Raw genomic sequence first — 18259 nt, 5'->3', positions numbered from 1 at the left:
CACTCACAGAGTGCTTTGGTTTCTGAGGAGTCTGTATGAAGCAACTTTTGACTGCTGAGCGCTTCAGTTTAATTGGCCATGTGGTAGCAATGGCCTTTGGACTAGCTGGATTGCTGTTAGTTTTACCCCACCCAGAGTTTGTTCTGATGTTACCTCCAGCGGGGCAAACGCTGTTTCAGTGGAGTATGGCTGGGGGCGGCGTGGTTTACATTCTGCTAGGAGCGATCGCCGTTGCCATCTACACCTATCGGACTTTAGGCTGGCAGCGTTGGCTGGCGTTTATGGTGCCCTCTGTCTGCATTTCTCTTTCCAGCGAACTTTCGGGCACTAGCACTGGTTTCCCCTTTGGTAACTACGATTATCTGAGCGGTTTGGGTTACAAGATTGCGGGCTTGGTGCCGTTCACGATTCCTTTGTCTTGGTTTTACCTCGGTTGCGCCTCTTATCTATTGGCCCGTGTGGGTTTGGAGTCCAGCCAGCAGACCAATTTGCCAAGATGGGTACGGAGTGGTTTGGCGATCGCCCTGGGTGCTCTGCTACTTACCTCCTGGGACTTTGTGCTCGACCCTGCGATGAGCCAAACGGCAGTTCCTTTTTGGGAGTGGAAACAACCAGGCGCTTTCTTCGGCATGCCTTACCAAAACTTTGCAGGTTGGTGGGGCACTGGTGCGGTGTTTATGAGCGTGGCCGCTTTGCTATGGGGTAAAGCGCCCATCCAACTCACTCGGCAGCAGTTACAACTACCTTTGGCTATTTACCTCAGCAATTTCGCCTTCGCGATGATCATGAGCTTGGCCGCAGGCATCTGGATTCCAGTGCTCTTAGGCCTGGCGCTTGGCGTGGCTCCAGCATTGATTCTGTGGCGCATGGCCCCCGCTACTAGCATTGCCTACCAAGTTAGCGATACGACAGAGGCTGTGTTGCCTTTTGTGGGCGAAGTCAGTGAACCAGCGATTAGTCTGGCGAGTGAATTGTCTGTTGCGCCTATGGAACTCGGCTCGAAGTGAATCTCAGTTTCGTCTTGTTGCATGAGTTCGCTTTGACTCCAGTAGCGTTCAGTGGACAAGGAGATAGTTCTGTAACAGGAGCGATCGCCCTTGTCCTGCTGCTGCTACAAATTCCCGCCGTCGCGATTCTGCTGTCCCGTTTGCTGCGCGGTCCTACTCGTCACCCGCCCTTACAGCCTCAGAAACCTAGCCCAGAGCTGCTGGGAAAGGTCAGTATCGTTGTACCTACGCTCAACGAAGCAGAACGAATTGGGCCTTGTCTCGCCAGTTTGAGTCAGCAAAGCTACGAAGTGCGAGAAGTTTTGGTGGTGGACAGCCGCTCCCAAGATGGCACGCCAGATCTGGTGAAACGAGCGGGTCAAGCTGATCCACGCTTCCGGTTGCTGACGGATGATCCTTTACCTCCAGGTTGGGTGGGACGGCCTTGGGCTTTACATACAGGTTTCATCGAAAGCTCGGAACAAAGCGATTGGGTGCTGGGCGTGGATGCCGACACGTACCTCAACCCTGGCTTGGTTAGCAGTTTGGTGAAGACCGCGATCGCGGAAGGCTACGACATTCTCTCCCTAGCCCCTCAATTCATCCTCAAGTATCCGGGAGAGCTGTGGTTACAGCCCGCTCTGCTGATGACGTTGGTGTATCGCTTCGGTCCCGCTGGCGAAACTAACAATTCCGTTGAGCGGGTGATGGCGAATGGCCAATGCTTCCTCAGTCGCCGCTCGGTTTTGGCAGCGCTAGGTGGTTACAGCAGTGCTCGCAACTCTTTCTGTGATGATGTCACCCTGGCTCGTCATGCGGCTGCTCAAGGAGCCAAGGTGGGGTTCTTTGATGGCTCGAAGTTGCTGAAGGTGCGAATGTACGAAGGAGCAGCAGAAACTTGGCGCGAGTGGGGGCGATCGCTCGACCTCAAGGATGCGGCAGCCCGTGGTCAGATTTGGGGTGATCTATGGCTACTCGCCGCTGTGCAGGGATTACCAATACCCTTAACCCTGATTTTGCTGAGCTGGATTAGCCTGGGGATGGGTTCTTTACCTGTGGTGGCGGCTTTAAGCTTAAACCTGGGCTTGTTAGTCATGCGGATAGGATTGCTGTGGGCGATCGCGCCGTCTTACGACCTCACACAAGCTAAAGCAGCTTGGCTTTTTTGGCTCTCTCCTTTAGCCGATCCCTTGGCTGTACTCCGCATCTTTCTCTCGTCTACTCAAACCTCTATTCAGTGGCGAGGGCGGAGCTACACCCAGGCTTAGCCCATCTCGTTAATCTCTTCTGGCTTTACCCCATGCTCCACAGCTTTGCTCAACTACCAGTGTTTTATCTGGGATTGCTCGGCAGTCTGCTCGCAGGACTGGCCACAGGGGTCGGAGCCTTACCTATCCTATTCTTGAGCAAAGTTACCCAGAAGTTTCAAGGGGCTTTGATGGGGTTTGGCGCAGGGGTGATGCTAGCTGCGACTTCATTTTCCTTGGTAATTCCAGGGATTGAAGCCGCAACGGAGCAGACAGGTAGCGAAGTGGTAGCAGCCTCGATCGTTACCGTGGGGATAATTCTAGGTGGATTGTTTCTCTGTCTCAGCCATCGCTATTCTCCTCACGAGCATTTTATTAAGGGCCCAGAAGGTGCCAATCCGGCGAGCTTAAAGCGGATTTGGCTCTTTATTATTGCGATTACCATTCATAATTTCCCTGAAGGATTAGCGGTAGGAGTGGGTTTTGGTGGCGAAACTCTAGCCAACGGCATCACCCTCGCTACCGGAATTGGGCTGCAAAATATGCCCGAAGGCTTCGTCGTTGCCTTAGCCTTAGTTGGTGAGAAATATTCTAAATGGACGGCCCTGCTAGTGGCTCTGATGACTGGCTTAGTAGAGCCTGTGGGTGGCGCGATCGGCGCAGGTGTGGTTTCCGTTGCCAAACCGATTTTGCCTTGGGCAATGGCGTTTGCGGCAGGAACCATGCTGTTTGTGATCAGCGATGAAATTATTCCAGAGTCCCATCGCCTCGGTTACGAAAAAGGCGCAACCTTTGGGGTCATCCTCGGCTTCGTTTCCATGATGTTTCTAGATGTCACCTTGGGCTAACTGCTTAGGTAGAAGTAGTCAGGGGTACCTTAGCTTGGTGTTGCAGTAGCAGGCCGTACTCCAAACCTTCCACCACAGCTTGGTAAGACGCTTGCAGAATGTTGGTTGAAACGCCCACCGTAGTCCAGCGTTGATAGCCGTTGCTAGATTCAATCAGCACGCGAGTTTTAGCAGAGGTGCCCGACCCACCATCCAAAATCCGCACCTTGTAGTCGGTGAGATAGAAACTCTCAATTTCTGGATAGAAGTTAACTAGGGCTTTACGCAAAGCTGTATCCAGTGCAGAGACGGGGCCGTTACCTTCCGCTGCTTCGAGAATGTCTTGGCCATCTACTGCCAATTTCACCGTTGCCAAAGACAAACTCTGCGATGGGTCGGTGTCGGGCATCATGTGGTAGTGAACTTGCCAGCTTTTGAGTTCAAATGGTGGTTGCCGTTGACCCAATGCTTCGCGCATCAGCAACTCAAAGCTGGCTTCTGCCGCCTCAAATTGATACCCTTCGTGCTCCAGATTTTTCAGGTGTTGCAGAATTTGGCGATAGGTGGGGTCTTGCGGGTCGAGTTCGATACCGAGGCTCCGCGCCTTTGCCAGAATATTGCTCAGACCTGCTTGGTCAGAAATCACAATTCGGCGGTTGTTGCCGACTAACTCTGGCTGGATGTGCTCGTACGTGATGGGATTGCGTTCCACAGCGCTGACATGCAAGCCCCCTTTATGAGCAAAGGCCGAAAGTCCCACATAAGGAGCATGGTCGTCGGGAGCCAGGTTTACTACTTCACTGACATAACGGCTGAGTTGCGTTAACGTCGTCAGTTTTTCGGGAGGTAGGCAGGAGTAACCCAGCTTCAATTGCAAGTTGGGAATCAAAGAGCAAAGATTGGCATTGCCACAGCGTTCGCCATAGCCGTTGATCGTGCCCTGCACCATCTGCGCCCCTTCCATTACTGCCGCGATCGCATTGGCCACCGCCATTTCTGTGTCGTTGTGGGTGTGAATACCCAAGGGGGGTAAGGGAGCGTGGAAATCCGCGTTTTGAGCGACTCGACGCTCCCTTAAGCGCTGCTTGACCTCTCGCACAATCTGACTAATTTCGTGCGGCAAGGTTCCGCCGTTGGTGTCACACAAAACTAACCACTCCGCTCCTGCCGCGATCGCGGTTTCTAGCGTCTCGATCGCGTAGTCAGGGTTGTGCTTGTAGCCATCAAACCAATGCTCTGCATCGTATATCACCCGTCGCTCCTGGCTGCGAAGGTAGGCGATCGTGTCCTGAATCATCGCTAGATTTTCGGCCAGCGTGGTTTTCAGTCCTTCAGTCACATGCAAATCCCAAGATTTTCCGACGATCGTGACCCAATGGGTACCTGCGGCTAGTAAGGGTTGCAACATGGGATCAGTTGCAGCGGTTCTTCCGGGACGGCGAGTAAAGCAAAACGCCACAACTTCTGCCTGAGCCAGTGGTGCTTCTTTGATTTGCCAAAAGAACTGCACATCCTTAGGATTCGCTCCGGGCCAGCCTCCCTCAATAAACGGCACTCCCAGTTGGTCGAGTTGCCGAGCAATGCGGAGTTTATCTTCTAGGGATAGAGATAACCCTTCGCGTTGGGCACCGTCCCGCAGGGTAGTGTCATAAATCCAGAGTTGGGGAGAAGGTTGTGAGGTCATGGAAGCAGCCAAAGCAGAGGAAGGATGGAATAAACGCGTTTCAAAAAGCGTAAAGAAATTTAAACTTTAAAGCTGTAAGACAATCGTTGGTTCGCACAGCTTAAAATCATGCCGCAGGTTACAGCTCAAGGAAAAATTTTTATCTGCGATCGCGGAGCCAATCTCCGTCAGGTTTTGCTTCAAAATAGCGTTGCTTTGCATAATGGCAACGCCAGCTTCATCAACTGTCATGGTTTAGGAAGCTGTGGCACTTGTGCCGTTGAGGTCGAGGGGGAAGTCTCAAAACCCAATTGGCGCGATCGCACTCGGCGGTCTTTGCCACCCCATGACACTAACCAAAACCGCCGACTAGCTTGTCAAACCAAAGTACTAGGGGATGTGCGAGTCACTAAGTTTGATGGATTTTGGGGCCAAGGCACTCAACCGCTCTGGACTCCAGAGGGATAGACTGAAGAGAGGTTTGGGGAAGAAAAACACCAATGAATGACTTACTAAAAGCTGTGATTGGACTGATAGTTTTCGCTATCTTGCTGGGAGCATTCATTGCCTTGCGCGCTCGTGACTCGACTCAACAGATTGGCGGGTCAGCAAGTCCTAGCCCCAGTGCTTCTCCTGCTACTCAGGTGCGGAGTGTGGGCCAAACCACTCAACGCTCGACCAATCAGCCTGTCACTTCTGCTCCTGCTAGCCAAACTGGTACCGCTGGCACCACAACCACCACAACCACCCAACCCAGTGGCACTTCCGCTACAGGCACCGCCGGATCAAGTGCTGGTGGCGGCAGCACGACAACTGCTCCTAGCGCTGCGGGCGCAGGTAGTAAGCCAGTTCCAGCGCTTTGGTAATCACGACTTAGTAATTGTGACTCAATTTCAGCTTGCATGAATACAACCAGTGACGTTCTCATCATTGGCGGCGGTATCGTCGGCCTTGCGATCGCGATTGAGCTGAAATTGCGAGGAGCTACGGTAACCATTCTCAGCCGTGATTTTAAGCAAGCCGCCGCTCACGCCGCCGCCGGGATGTTAGCGCCTCAAGCCGAAGGCATCCCCCTAGGCCCGATGCTGGAACTGTGCTTGCGATCGCGCCAACTGTATCCCAACTGGATTCGCAAGCTGGAGGAACTAACCGGAGCTTCAACAGGTTATTGGCCTTGTGGTATCTTGGCTCCTGTCTATGCAGCCGAGGCAGAACGGACAGATTTAAGAGAGGCAGCCGCGATCGCCCGAGCCTCCGGAACCGAAGCTCAATGGCTAGATCAAGCTGTGATTCACCAATATCAGGCGGGGCTAGGCTCAGATGTGATGGGTGGTTGGTGGTTTCCAGAGGATGCTCAAGTGGATAACCGCGCCCTCACCCAAACGCTATGGATTGCTGCCCAAACCCTCGGCGTGAGTATTCAGGATGGCGTCAGCGTCCAAGCAATTCAGCAGCAGCAACGCCAAGTCGTCAGCGTCCAAACTTCGGTGGGAGATTGGCAAGCCAAGCATTATGTCTTAGCCACAGGGGCTTGGTCGAATGAACTGTTGCCAATTCCAGTGCAGCCTCGCAAAGGCCAAATGTTAGCTGTTCAGTCACCCGACTCAGCCGCAGGGTTACCTTTACGACGAGTTTTGTTTGGCTCCGATTTGTATATCGTGCCGCGCCAAGATGGTCGGATTATTATTGGAGCCACCAGTGAGGAGGTTGGTTTTACCCCCAACAACACCCCCGCAGGCGTTCAAGAGTTACTGGCACGAGCGATCCGGCTGTATCCAGCCCTACAAGATTTTGCTTTACAAGAGTTATGGTGGGGCTTTCGGCCTGCAACTCCAGATGAATTGCCGATTCTAGGGGCGAGTGCTTGCACTAACCTGCTACTCGCTACCGGGCACTACCGCAACGGCATTTTGCTGGCACCAATTACAGCTCAACTGATTGCCGATGCGATCGCACAACAACCCGATCCATTACTAGAGCATTTTAGTTGGCAGCGCTTTCATCAAACGAAACCCTCAACTCCCCCTGCTTCGTTGGCAGCTTCCTCAACTCCTGCTGCCCTTAGTTCTTCCACCCACGTTCTCCCAAGGTCTAATTCTGTGTTGACTCACGCTGTTCCTGCCTTAGCTCAAGCCGATATCACGACGCTAGATAGCCCCTTAGTGATTGCTGGGCGATCCTTTCACTCCCGCTTGATGACGGGGACTGGCAAGTATCGCAGCATTGCGGACATGCAGCAGAGTGTCGTGGCGAGTGGCTGTGAAATTGTCACCGTGGCGGTGCGACGAGTACAAACTAAAGCCCCAGGCCATGAAGGCTTAGCCGAAGCACTGGACTGGAGCAAAATTTGGATGTTGCCCAACACCGCAGGCTGCAAAACCGCAGAGGAAGCGATCCGAGTTGCCCGTTTAGGCCGAGAAATGGCAAAACTCTTGGGCCAGGAAGACAACAACTTTGTCAAATTGGAAGTGATTCCAGATACCAAGTACCTGCTACCCGACCCCATCGGCACTCTAGAAGCAGCCGAACAATTGGTTAAAGAAGGGTTTGCCGTGTTACCCTACATCAATGCTGACCCACTCCTAGCCAAGCGATTAGAAGAAGTGGGATGTGCGACGGTGATGCCTTTGGGTTCGCCGATTGGCTCTGGGCAGGGCATCAAAAATGCTGCCAATATCCAAATCATTATTGAGAATGCCCAAGTGCCTGTCGTCGTAGATGCAGGTTTAGGGGCACCCAGTGAAGCCGCCCAAGCAATGGAAATGGGGGCTTCAGCTTTACTGATTAACACCGCGATCGCTGAAGCGCAAAATCCTGTAGCAATGGCTAGAGCGATGGGTTTGGCTGCCGAAGCAGGTCGATTGGCTTACCTAGCAGGTCGTATTCCGGTGAAAAGCCACGCCAGCGCTAGCTCACCCCTCACAGGAACCATCACTCAGTAAATCCGAACTAAATTTGAGCATTTTCCAGTTTCTAACTTAGGAGCGAGAGTATTTTCCTAATTTTTGTTACTGTTAGTTAATACAAAAACTGAGGGTTTTGTTCATGCGTTATACGACCGAGGAAGGTGGACGCTTAAATAACTTCGCTGTTGAGCCGAAGATGTATCAAGCAGAACCACCCACTAAATCCCAACAAAGAAACTCCCTCATTTTGGGAGCTTTAGGAATGGTTTTAGTCGGTGGGCTCGTCTTTGTCGCCTTCTCCGTATCCAACCTAGGCTAGAAAAAATCAGCTTTAAAGCTTTCATAAATATAAACCTGAGTCAGGTGCTGCTTATTTTATGAGCAACCTGGCTTTTTGCTATGGTTGGCTGCGATAGGAAGACGTTTAGCGCGATCGCTGTACATTAAAAGTTCGTCAAAATCAAGCTTTAGTCCTGAATCGAGCTTGAGGAATTTGAAGAGTGTTATACCTCCAGATTTCCTCGCCACGATTAAGGGTATTGTTGGTGCAACTAGCTGATCGCCACTCCCCATTGCTCCGCATGACTGGGCCGAATCAAACCAGTTCACATTTGAATCGGCAGAGTTACCAGCGTTTAAAACGAGCGCTGAGTTTACACTTACGCCGTCAAATTTTTGTGGCGGTCTGCGATGATCTAGCCCTACGAAATCGCTTGGCGGCTCGGCTCCATGCGGAACTCGCCTATCCCGCTGCTTCGACAACCACGCGTCACCCTGAAGAGGCTGGGCTTGCTTCAGATTATCCCCGACTGGTTACGCTCAACCTCAATCTCAACGATCCTAATCCGATCGCTCAGGTGACTCAGTGGCTAGCTCGTCATCCTTTACCCAAGGGATCAGGAACAGAGCCACCGACCCCTAGCTTCCAAATCTTGGGGACTGAGCGACTGACGCGACAATCGGCTGCGGTACAGCGGTTGTTTCTCAGCTATCTACAAGGGTGCGATCGCAGCTTGCCCACTTTAGAGGCTAGTTTGTTGTTATGGGTGCCGCATCCCTGGTTTCGAGCCATTCAACAGTCTGCCCCGGAGTTTTGGGGTTGGCGGACTGGCGTGTTTGAGTTTGTCGGAGAACCTACACCACTTTCAGTCGTTTCTGAACAACCCAAGCGCCGTCATTCAGACCAAGTAGCTCTCACTCATCAGCCAACGCCGAAGCGTCCCCAGCCAGCGATCGTGTCTACTTCTGACGTTGCCCATCCTCCAGTTACGCCTGCCAATCAGAAACCTGTAGATGTGCCCATTAGTTTACGGGATTTATTGGCTGATGAGTTGGCCTTTGGAGATCTGGTGGATGACCTAGAAACCACAGTAGCTCCAGCAAACACAACAGAAAGTACAGGCGATCGTCTGACTGCCGACCTAGGTTCTCCTCCACCCAACTCCTGGAGCGTTCACGTTCCGACTGCTGCCGCGCCAACCAACCAGGTTACAGCCAACAGCCTGCCTGCCCGCTCTGGATTTCACTCAGAATCACCCGCCTCAGAACCGCAGCCGCTGCGTACGGTTGCTACAGAGCCTCAATCCCCATCGATTACCGCTCCAGCAGCGAACTCATCAGAGTTAGACAATGCACCTACAGAAGCTCCTCTTCCATCGATTGCGCCGGAACTTGTCAATTTAGTTCTGACAGCGGCAATTCAAGAGATTGGGGGGGCAACAGCGCTACGAGCCAATGCTCCGGTTCCGTCTCTCTCTCGTCTTAGTGCTACCTTGCCTGCCCCTTTAGTGGCTGCTCTAGAAGACTTTCCGCCTTTGCGGATGTTGCGGCATCTAGAGCAGTTACATCAACAACAAGCAGAAACTACAGGGTTAGCTGTCACCTATCGCACTCTTGGTAATTTTTATCGCGATCGCATTGAGCAAGGACACAACTCTCCTCAACAGTTAGCGATCGCCATTCAAGCTTATGAGCAAGCTTTAATTCACCTAGAAGAGTCTTCGGCTTTAGTTCCGGATATTCTCAACGACTTAGGCAATCTCTACTGGATGTTGTCCCGATTTCCGCCCAACCCGGAACAACGGTTGCCTTATTTAGAGCAAGGCATCGCGGCCTATCACCTGGCGCTGACTCAGGTAAGTTCTGAGCAGCAACCGCAATCCTACGCCATGATTCAGAATAATTTGGGAGCCGCCTATGGAGATTTAGCTCGCTACCGGGAGCCGATCGAGAACCTACAATGCTCGATCACAGCTTACGAGGAAGCGTTGCGACATCGCAAACCAGACGTAGAACCTTTGAAGTATGCTTCCACCCAAAATAACCTGGGTACGGCTTACTGGCACTTGGCACAACACCATCAACCTGCCCTACATCTGAAGCAGGCCATCGTTGCTTACACCGAGTCACTCAGCTTCTACAACCCAGAGCAGGAGCCGTTGCATTACGCCATGATCCAAAACAATTTGGGCACGGCTTATTGGAATTTAGCCCAGCATGAGCAACCGGAAGAGTTTCTCAATTTGGCGATTAGTTGCTACCGCATCGCCTTAATTTACCGCACCGTAGAAGTTAATCCTGCTGCCTATGCAGCGACTCAAAACAATTTGGGCACCGCTTATTGGCACCTGGCTAGCCGTTCCAAAGAACAACCAGAAGCTCAACAACAAGCTTTACGGTCCGCGATCGTAGCCTACGAAGCAGCTTTAGCCATCGTTGAACAAATAAACCAAACGCCTAATGGTGCTGGCGCTAAACTGACCTTTGACGTGTTCGCAACTCACAACAACCTAGGTTTAGCCCATTACCAAGTGGCAACCGATCAGGCGGGCGCTATTCCGGTGCCTGCTAAGTCTGCTCATTTAGAAGCGTCTCTGCGTCACCATCTGCAAGCATTACAAGGATGGCAGCACCAACCTGATTTTTACCAAACAGCGCTAGGCTATGTCCTGCAAACGGTACGGGCTTTTTACAGCGAGTGTGGTCTGCAAGGCCAGAACTTAGCGCTATCTCTATTACCAGGTCATTTATTACCTGAAATTTTGCCACGGCTCTAAGCACAACCGCTCTAGGCCCAAGCGGGACTTAGGCATCAAAGTAGCGATCGGGATGGAGAGAAGAGGGTACGCCCAAGACGGGACAAGGGCTATTGGCGCTCAAGGTTCGGACAATGGAGTTCTTGGGAGAGTCACAACCCAACCACAACAGCACTGCCGATTCTGCTTTAGCAACACTCCGCAATTCCTGAGCGACTTGCCCAAATCGTAGGTGCGTTTTCAGGGAACCACGCCACTCGTTAGCTAGACAGCGGGCTTGCCACAAAATTCGGTCTGCCTGCTCAAATTGGTCTACTTGGCACAGGGGGTAATTGCCAAATGGTAGCCCAGCATCTTCTAGGGTTGGTTCAGCTAGAGTTGCGATCGCGCCTTCCCGCTCCGAAGTGGCACTAGAGGCCGCACTATAAGTATCAGGTGCCACCAGTGCCTTAGATAGCTGCGCTTGGCGCTGAGAAGATTTCTTGCCCGTTCTGACCGGGCGAAAATCGGTTGTAGTGGGAATGCTATCTAGACAGTCAGTGGGATTGATGACATAGACCACCTGTACGGTCACTTGGCGACGAGTCGCTAAACGAGTCTGGTGAGCAATCCACAGGGTCAAATCCAAAGCGGTCTGGCTTTTGGGGGAGCTGTTGTAGCCCACCACCAAATTAATTTCAGCATCAGCTCCAGACGCTGCTTCTGGACGGTTAGCCTGGAGGTGCCGTTTAGTAGCCCGCCGAGCCTGACCTGGTAAATGCAGTTTACCGGACGAGCGATCGCCCTTGGGCCGCTGAGGCAACAGCAGAATTTGCTCGATTAAGTCAGTTGAACCCAGTGCGCCCTGTAGCCGCACCAACATTGGCATAATATTCACGATAAAAACCTCTCCAGACTACTTGTTTCGAGAGGTGGGCCAGGAAACAGACATCATCAACTCTGAGAGAAATCTCTTAGGGGAATCTGATATCTGCTAGGAGACCGCAATGACCGTTGCTATCAAAAGCCTGCGTCCTAGGTACTCCTCCCACTGCCGACGGAGTTAGCTGACGGGCTAAGACTGGAAGGTGTCTCTCTCAAATTAATCTTTGAGATTAGCCCCAAAAATCGGTTCCTCCGTTCCAGACGAAACAGCATTCAAGTTTTCACCTTGATGCTTATTAATCCGGATTAGGCTACCCACTGAATGTTTTAATGAACGCCTTTTTGATGTAAGAAATGCCATCAAAAGACGGTTCTATTTCAGAGCAAAGATTGTGCTCAGATGTGATTTAAATAACGTTAAGAAATCCTTCACCAACACGGTTGTATGAGGAATTCCTTATCCGAGGTTGATTGAACCCTTCATCCTTGAGACAATATAGCTCACGTTAAACCGCATGGTCATCTACCTAAAAGCAGTAGCCAAGTTTACGATCAATCAGATATTTGCCGCTGTATCCTCGGTTGCTATTCGCCAGAAATGTATGTATGAAGTGGCGATCGCGGTCTGATTTGCCCTAGATTAAGCTGAAGAATAGTCAAGCTTTAATCACAATCAATTATTAAGATTCTTGAAGGCGACAACTGAGTTGGCTCGACCTCCTCGTAAGGCGACGAGGTTGATCTTAGCAAACAGCTTTAGTAGCTGCGGTTTACAATTAAAAAGATGAATTGTAGGCCAATTTCTCGCGAAATTTTGCCTCTTGAGTATAGATCGCAACCTGATTGGAACTTAGTGCGTGAACGTTTCCTCTACTCTGCCAGAACTAAATTTACGAGAGCTGTTTCCCTTTGAATTAGATGCGTTTCAGTATCAAGCGATCGCGGCTCTGAATGCGGGGCGATCGGTCGTAGTCTGTGCGCCAACGGGGTCAGGCAAAACGTTAATTGGCGAGTATGCCATCTATCGCGCTCTGGCTCAGGGGCGACGAGTGTTCTACACGACTCCGCTCAAAGCATTATCCAATCAAAAGTTACGAGATTTTCGCGATCGCTTTGGCCCTGAGCAAGTCGGGCTGCTGACAGGAGATGTATCGATCAACCGGGAAGCACCCATTTTGGTCATGACGACCGAAATCTTCCGCAACATGCTTTACGGCACTCCGATCGGTGAAGTTGGCACCTCAATGGTCGGCGTAGAAGCAGTGGTTTTGGACGAATGCCACTACATGAACGATCGCCAGCGGGGCACCGTTTGGGAAGAATCAATTATCTACTGCCCACCAGATGTACAGCTAGTCGCGCTGTCAGCCACCGTTGCCAACAGCGATCAACTCACGGATTGGATTGGTCGGGTACATGGCCCCACAGAACTGATCTATTCAGATTTCCGACCCGTTCCTTTGCGCTTTCATTTCTGTAACCCCAAAGGCTTATTTCCTCTCCTCAGCCAAGATCAAAAAAAGATCAACGCCCGCCTCAAACCTAAAGGAGGCCGAGGCCAACGCAAGCGGGAAGACGAGCCTGGGCTGGCTTATGTGGTCAGCCAGTTGCAGCAGCGGGACATGCTTCCAGCAATCTATTTCATCTTTAGCCGTCGTAATTGCGATCGCGCCATTACCCAAGTCGAGCATTTATCCTTGGTCAACGAGGCGGAAGCGGCAAAGCTGAAACACCTGATTGATGAGTTTTTGATGCGACACCCTGACGCTGGGCGGGCTGGGCAGATTGAGCCGCTCTACCGGGGTATTGCCGCCCACCACGCTGGAATTTTGCCTGCCTGGAAAGGCTTAGTTGAAGAACTCTTTCAGCAAGGGCTGATCAAGGTGGTCTTTGCCACCGAAACCTTGGCCGCTGGCATCAACATGCCTGCCCGCACCACAGTGGTTTCTAGCCTCTCCAAGCGCACCGATTTAGGACATCGCCTCCTCAATCCCTCAGAGTTTCTCCAGATGTCGGGTCGAGCGGGTCGGCGGGGGATGGACGAGTTAGGGCATGTCGTCACGGTGCAAACTCCCTTTGAGGGGGCCAAAGAAGCCGCATACTTAGCCACAGTCGGGGCTGATCCGTTGATCAGCCAATTCACTCCCAGCTATGGCATGGTCCTAAACTTGCTGCAAACTCACACCTTAGAGGAAGCGCAAGAGCTGGTTGAGCGCAGTTTTGGGCAATATCTCGCCACGCTGTCTTTGCGGCCCCAACAGCAGGCGATCGCTGATCTAACTAAAGAGCTTGAGCAACTTCAAGCTCAGCTCGAACTGGTTGATCCACAACTATTTTCGAGTTACGAAAAGCTACAAGAGCGCCTGAAAGAAGAACGCCGCCTACTGAAAATTTTGCAGCACCAAGCCCAGGAGATGCAGTCGGGTGACATTGCTGTAGCACTCTCATTTGCGATCGCGGGCACCGTACTGGGGCTGAAGGGAGAGAACGTCCCTACCGCCGACCCAATCCCAGCGGCTCTGGTGATGAAAACTCCAGGTTCTGGCCAATTTCCTTATCTCGTTTGCTTGGGTCAAGATAATCGCTGGTATGTCGTAGCGGTGGGAGACGTTGTCAGCTTGCGAGCCGAGATCCCTCGCATTAAGGCAGTAGACAGCCTCATCCCTCCCACTGAGATGCCGCTGAAACCAGGACAATGCCGTAAAGGCAACGAAGAAACTGGAGCGATCGCCCGGCAAATTCCTCCTGTGCCTTCGCTCCTCGAAACTGCCCCAGAAGTCCAAGCCCAACTCGAACGGCTGCAAGCGGTGCAAACCCAACTAGAGGCGCATCCCCTACATCAATGGGGCAATTCTGCCACGCTGTTAAAGCGGCAGCGCCGAGTCCAGAATTTGCAAGAAGATATTGCTCAACGCCAAGCCAAGTTAGAGCAGCTATCCCACCAGCATTGGGAAGAGTTTGTTCACTTGATTGAGATTTTGCAGACGTTTGGCGGCTTGGATGGCTTAACTCCGACTGTTCTGGGCCAAGCAGCAGCAGCCATTCGTGGAGATAACGAGTTATGGCTGGGCATCTCCCTCATGTCGGGAGAACTCGATGATTTGGACCCGCACCATTTGGCTGCCGCTTGTGCTGCTTTGGTCACAGAGGTCTCGCGTCCTGACAGTTGGACTCGCTACCAAGCTTCCTCGGCAGTTGAAGAAGCGCTGGGTGGCTTACGGGGCTTACGACGGCAGTTATTCCAGGTGCAACGACGGCATCAAGTGGCTTTACCCGTTTGGCTAGAAGACGAGCTGATTGCTTTGGTCGAGCAGTGGGCTCTGGGAGTGGAATGGGCGGAACTGGGAGAAAACACCAGTTTGGATGAAGGAGACGTAGTACGAATTTTGCGACGGACCTTAGATTTCCTTTCGCAAATTCCCCATGTCCCACATCTGCCAAATTCGCTGCGCCAGAATGCCTACCGAGCTATTCAGTTGATCGATCGCTTCCCGGTCAATGAGGCGGTTGAGTAGGAGATACTGCAACCCTGAGTGTTGGATGGCAAGGTCTACTTGAACGATGTCACAGTTTGCACTCAGGAACTAGCAGGGGTAGGATAAACAGCGGGGTAAAGCTCTACACAGAATTTAATCGAGCAGGGGTGCAGAGATCGTTGAGCTTTTGGGCCTATTTAGGGAACCCTTCAAGTTGAAATAAGTCTTAAAATCTTGCTCCTAGAAGGCTCCAGTTTCTCCCTGGCAATAGCTATGGGAAATTGCTTGTGGCTGCTATATCCGCTTTAGGAGCTGATTTTTTCGCATACATGGTTTTCATAGCAATCTGCAACAGAAGCTGTGGCGTTGGTTCCAGCGATCGCTTTGCTCTCAGTCAGTTATTTTGGATGTTGCCGATCTAGTGATGCATCAAAGGCGCTCAACTCGTTCAACTCGTTTACTTTTGAATCTGATGAGCAAGAGTCGGCTAGCGACTAGTGTTTGTTTGGGCTTGTTGCTGCAATGTCTCGTGTTGCTCTCCCCAGCGGTTGCCGAACGGATATCTCTAGGAGTGGCACGCAGCTCAGATAATGCGGCTGACTGGGAAAGTATTACCACTCGGCTGCAAGCCGCTAAAGTCGGTTATCGCGTGATTGATTTCCAACAGGTACAGCGAGCCGCTGACCTCAACGGCATCAGCGTGCTATTTCTGCCAAATGTGGAAACAGTTACAGAAGCGCAAGCGATCGCCTTAGAAGAGTGGATGAGCCGAGGTGGGCGGGTGGTCGTTAGTGGCCCTGTCGGTCGGTTGTCGCCTTTAGGGGTACGGCAAGCCCTGCGATCGCTCTTGGGTGCTTACTGGGCCTACCCTCTTTCAGAACCCACGGGTTTGCAAACCATCACGAGGCAACCCCAGTCTTGGGCGCGCAAAGGTCAAGCGGCCAGTGGCCTCTGGGGAGGTGTGATTATGCCTTCTAGCCTCAGCAGCCAAACGATTGCGACTTGGAAAAGTGCTACAGGAGTTAATCCTGCTGTCACTGCCACTGGAGCGCCTAGTGACAACCCACCGGCGATCGTGACCACGGAGCGATCCACTTTCTTTGGTTGGAATTGGGGTCGGCGCTCTTCAGGCTCTGCTGAGTTTGATGGCACTTGGCTCCGAGCCGCTTTGAGCCGCTATGGGGAAGTGCCAGTCGTCACAGTTCCTATCGCAGCAGCGCCACTGCCCGCGACTCCAACTAACAGCACAGCCCCAAAACCCAGCGTAGGCACCAGCACCCTCAGCCTTCCTCTCAGCTCTACACCGCCAACAGGCTCCACAGCGTTGCGTCAGGCACCTACCCAGTCTGGCAACGACCCCGCCGAGCAGGTAGCGCCTCCAGGCATAGAAGTTGAGCCAGGGGCACTCCCTATCGCCACGCTCGAAGCGATCGCAATGCGCCAAGAGCTAGAGAATTTGATCGGCAGAGTGGCAAGCGCTCTCCTCACTGCCAATGCCGCTAACAGCTCTGCTCAGACAGCTACTTCAATCTCTACATCCGATAACACAACCGCATCCAGCTTAGTTGCCAGCAGCAAGGAGTTTGTTGCCGCTACGCCTACTAAAACTTCAGCCACGGCTGCTTCCTCTGACCCGGTTCAAGTTGTAGCCACGGCTCGTCAAGGGCTGCAAAAATTTTCTCAATTAGTAGCGCAAGGAGATTACCGCAAAGCTCGTAGCCAGTGGATCCAAACTCGACGATTCCTTTGGGATAACTATCCGACTGAACGGTTACGGGCTCAACCGGAAATTCGTGCTATATGGCTGGACCGAGGCACCATTGTCCGAGCGGGTTCTGAGCAAGGACTCGCAGCTTTATTCGATCGCTTGGCAGCATCGGGCATTAACACAGTTTTCTTTGAAACCGTTAATGCAGGCTATACCATTTACCCCAGCCAAGTTGCACCACAACAGAACCCGCTCACCCGTGGCTGGGATCCGCTAGCGGCTGCCGTTAAGCTGGCTCATGCTAGAGGCATGGAACTACACGCTTGGGTTTGGGCCTTTGCCGCTGGCAACGAGCGCCACAACTTGCTGCTAAATCTTCCCAAAGATTACCCAGGGCCAGTCATTTCAGCTCATCCAGACTGGGCCAACTACGACAACCGGGGTCGCATCATCCCAGCAGGCCAAGAGAAACCATTTCTTGATCCAGCTAATCCTGAAGTACGGCGTTATTTGCAGCAACTCCTCAACGAAATTGCCAGCCGCTATCAAGTTGATGGCATTCAGTTAGACTACATTCGCTATCCTTTCCAAGACCCAGCGGCTGGGCGCACTTACGGTTATGGCAAAGCCGCTCGTCAGCAATTTCAGCAATTTGCCGGCGTTGACCCCCTCAAAATCTCTCCCAGCGATCGCAACCTATGGCAGCGCTGGACTAACTTCCGCACCCAACAAATCGACAGTTTTGTAGCCGAAACCTCACAGCAATTACGTCGAGCAAAACCTAATTTGGTCATGTCAGTCGCGGTGTTTCCCCTACCGCAGCACGAACGCATCCAGAAGCTGCAACAGCATTGGGAAACTTGGGCAGAGCGGGGAGATATTGATTTGGTCGTGCCGATGGCGTACGCAATGGATACCAATCGCTTCCAACGCTTAGTCCAGCCTTACCTAACTTCCAGCAAGCTCAATTCAACCTTGATCATGCCAGGAATCCGGCTGTTGAACCTCCCCGAAGCGGTGGCAATCGATCAAATTCAGGCGCTACGAGACTTGCCCTCTGGGGGTTATGCTCTATTTGCAGCTGAGAATTTCAACGATCGCTTGCAGACCATCTTTCAGAAAACTCAAGGACCAATTCAACGAACTCCCAAAGAGCCTGTCCCTTATCGTCAACCTTTTGCGGCGGCAGCGGTACGTTACACAGCTCTGCAACGTGAGTGGAATTTCCTTCAAGGGCAAAAGCAACTTTGGATGCGGGAACCTGCTTTAAGCCGTTGGCAAAATCAATCAAAAGCTTTGGACCAAGCGCTCCAAGCTCTAGCCGAACGCCCCGGACGCGATCGCTTAAAAACTGCCAAACGAGAATTGACTAACTTCCGGGCTCAATTTAGCAGTTGGATGAACTTATACGCCCTAGAGCATCGTTACCAGGTAGACGCTTGGGAGCACCGCCTAGACACCATCGACACCCTGTTGAACTACGGCGATCGCGTGACGCTTAGCTCAACACCCAACCGCTCTGCTAATAGGTAAACCCATTACTCCTA

General features: G+C 52.2%; 12 protein-coding genes, 1 pseudogene and 1 riboswitch. Of the genes and pseudogenes, 11 read left to right on the top strand and 2 right to left on the bottom strand.

Annotated elements, in window-relative coordinates; translation table 11 throughout:
* Positions 1 to 35 precede the first annotated feature (35 nt).
* The 3 genes from cruF to H6F72_RS01885 are packed head-to-tail and all read left to right on the top strand — an operon-like array spanning position 36 to position 3081.
* On the top strand, positions 36 to 1007 hold the full coding sequence (cruF, locus tag H6F72_RS01895) for a gamma-carotene 1'-hydroxylase CruF (RefSeq protein ID WP_190431332.1): 972 nt from the start codon (positions 36 to 38) through the stop codon (positions 1005 to 1007).
* On the top strand, positions 1004 to 2254 hold the full coding sequence (gene cruG, locus H6F72_RS01890) for a 2'-O-glycosyltransferase CruG (RefSeq protein WP_370527423.1): 1251 nt from the start codon (positions 1004 to 1006) through the stop codon (positions 2252 to 2254). Before cruF ends, cruG begins: the two co-directional genes overlap by 4 nt.
* A gap of 32 nt (positions 2255 to 2286) precedes the next feature.
* Entirely contained in the window at positions 2287 to 3081 is a 795-nt protein-coding gene (locus H6F72_RS01885; protein WP_190431331.1) for a ZIP family metal transporter, read from the top strand.
* Between the two features lie 4 nt (positions 3082 to 3085).
* Here H6F72_RS01885 and cimA read toward each other — a convergent pair whose 3' ends face one another.
* Positions 3086 to 4744 carry a citramalate synthase gene (gene cimA, locus H6F72_RS01880; protein WP_190431330.1) on the bottom strand — a complete coding sequence of 553 codons (1659 nt, stop codon included), beginning with the start codon at positions 4742 to 4744 and terminating at the stop codon, positions 3086 to 3088.
* 108 nt (positions 4745 to 4852) lie between these two features.
* Here cimA and H6F72_RS01875 point away from each other — a divergent pair, with 108 nt between their 5' ends.
* The 6 genes and pseudogenes from H6F72_RS01875 to H6F72_RS31000 all read left to right on the top strand — a co-directional run bounded on the left by H6F72_RS01875 (position 4853) and on the right by H6F72_RS31000 (position 10685).
* Positions 4853 to 5191 carry a 2Fe-2S iron-sulfur cluster-binding protein gene (locus H6F72_RS01875; protein WP_190431329.1) on the top strand — a complete coding sequence of 113 codons (339 nt, stop codon included), beginning with the start codon at positions 4853 to 4855 and terminating at the stop codon, positions 5189 to 5191.
* A 32-nt stretch (positions 5192 to 5223) separates the two neighbouring features.
* On the top strand, positions 5224 to 5589 hold the full coding sequence (locus tag H6F72_RS01870; protein ID WP_190431328.1) for a hypothetical protein: 366 nt from the start codon (positions 5224 to 5226) through the stop codon (positions 5587 to 5589).
* A gap of 36 nt (positions 5590 to 5625) precedes the next feature.
* Positions 5626 to 6624, top strand: a pseudogene (gene thiO / locus H6F72_RS30060) (glycine oxidase ThiO); the annotation flags it as partial.
* A 237-nt stretch (positions 6625 to 6861) separates the two neighbouring features.
* Positions 6862 to 7665 carry a thiazole synthase gene (locus tag H6F72_RS30055; RefSeq protein ID WP_370527434.1) on the top strand — a complete coding sequence of 268 codons (804 nt, stop codon included), beginning with the start codon at positions 6862 to 6864 and terminating at the stop codon, positions 7663 to 7665.
* A 103-nt stretch (positions 7666 to 7768) separates the two neighbouring features.
* Entirely contained in the window at positions 7769 to 7948 is a 180-nt protein-coding gene (psb34, locus tag H6F72_RS01860; protein ID WP_190431326.1) for a photosystem II assembly protein Psb34, read from the top strand.
* A 226-nt stretch (positions 7949 to 8174) separates the two neighbouring features.
* Positions 8175 to 10685, top strand: a complete 2511-nt coding sequence (locus H6F72_RS31000; RefSeq protein ID WP_190431325.1) for a tetratricopeptide repeat protein — start codon at positions 8175 to 8177, stop codon at positions 10683 to 10685.
* A 28-nt stretch (positions 10686 to 10713) separates the two neighbouring features.
* On the opposite strand, the gene H6F72_RS01850 is transcribed toward H6F72_RS31000, so the two are convergent.
* Entirely contained in the window at positions 10714 to 11532 is an 819-nt protein-coding gene (locus H6F72_RS01850; RefSeq protein WP_348252020.1) for a universal stress protein, read from the bottom strand.
* A gap of 148 nt (positions 11533 to 11680) precedes the next feature.
* Positions 11681 to 11810, bottom strand: a riboswitch (cyclic di-AMP (ydaO/yuaA leader).
* Between the two features lie 575 nt (positions 11811 to 12385).
* Between H6F72_RS01850 and H6F72_RS01845 the strand changes: the two genes are divergently transcribed.
* Together H6F72_RS01845 and H6F72_RS01840 are read left to right on the top strand one after the other, a co-directional pair.
* A complete protein-coding gene (locus H6F72_RS01845) occupies positions 12386 to 15043 on the top strand; it encodes a DEAD/DEAH box helicase (RefSeq protein ID WP_190431324.1) in 2658 nt (885 codons plus the stop codon).
* A gap of 433 nt (positions 15044 to 15476) precedes the next feature.
* Complete coding sequence (locus H6F72_RS01840) at positions 15477 to 18245, top strand: family 10 glycosylhydrolase (protein WP_242016728.1); 2769 nt, start codon at positions 15477 to 15479, stop codon at positions 18243 to 18245.
* The last annotated feature ends 14 nt before the right edge of the window (positions 18246 to 18259 follow it).

This window comes from Trichocoleus sp. FACHB-46 (genome assembly GCF_014695385.1).
Taxonomy (GTDB): domain Bacteria; phylum Cyanobacteriota; class Cyanobacteriia; order FACHB-46; family FACHB-46; genus Trichocoleus.
The sequence above is the reverse complement of the archived record's forward strand: the minus strand, read 5'-3'. Positions and strand labels throughout refer to the sequence as shown.

Bases quoted from the DNA above. Each gene is read 5' to 3' on its own strand.
- H6F72_RS01875 (WP_190431329.1), top strand. From the start codon at position 4,853: ATGCCGCAGGTTACAGCTCAAGGAAAAATTTTTATCTGCGATCGCGGA.
- psb34 (WP_190431326.1), top strand. From the start codon at position 7,769: ATGCGTTATACGACCGAGGAAGGTGGACGCTTAAATAACTTCGCTGTT.
- cruF (WP_190431332.1), top strand. From the start codon at position 36: ATGAAGCAACTTTTGACTGCTGAGCGCTTCAGTTTAATTGGCCATGTG.
- H6F72_RS01885 (WP_190431331.1), top strand. From the start codon at position 2,287: ATGCTCCACAGCTTTGCTCAACTACCAGTGTTTTATCTGGGATTGCTC.
- cimA (WP_190431330.1), bottom strand. From the start codon at position 4,744: ATGACCTCACAACCTTCTCCCCAACTCTGGATTTATGACACTACCCTG.
- H6F72_RS01840 (WP_242016728.1), top strand. From the start codon at position 15,477: ATGAGCAAGAGTCGGCTAGCGACTAGTGTTTGTTTGGGCTTGTTGCTG.
- H6F72_RS01850 (WP_348252020.1), bottom strand. From the start codon at position 11,532: ATGCCAATGTTGGTGCGGCTACAGGGCGCACTGGGTTCAACTGACTTA.
- H6F72_RS01870 (WP_190431328.1), top strand. From the start codon at position 5,224: ATGAATGACTTACTAAAAGCTGTGATTGGACTGATAGTTTTCGCTATC.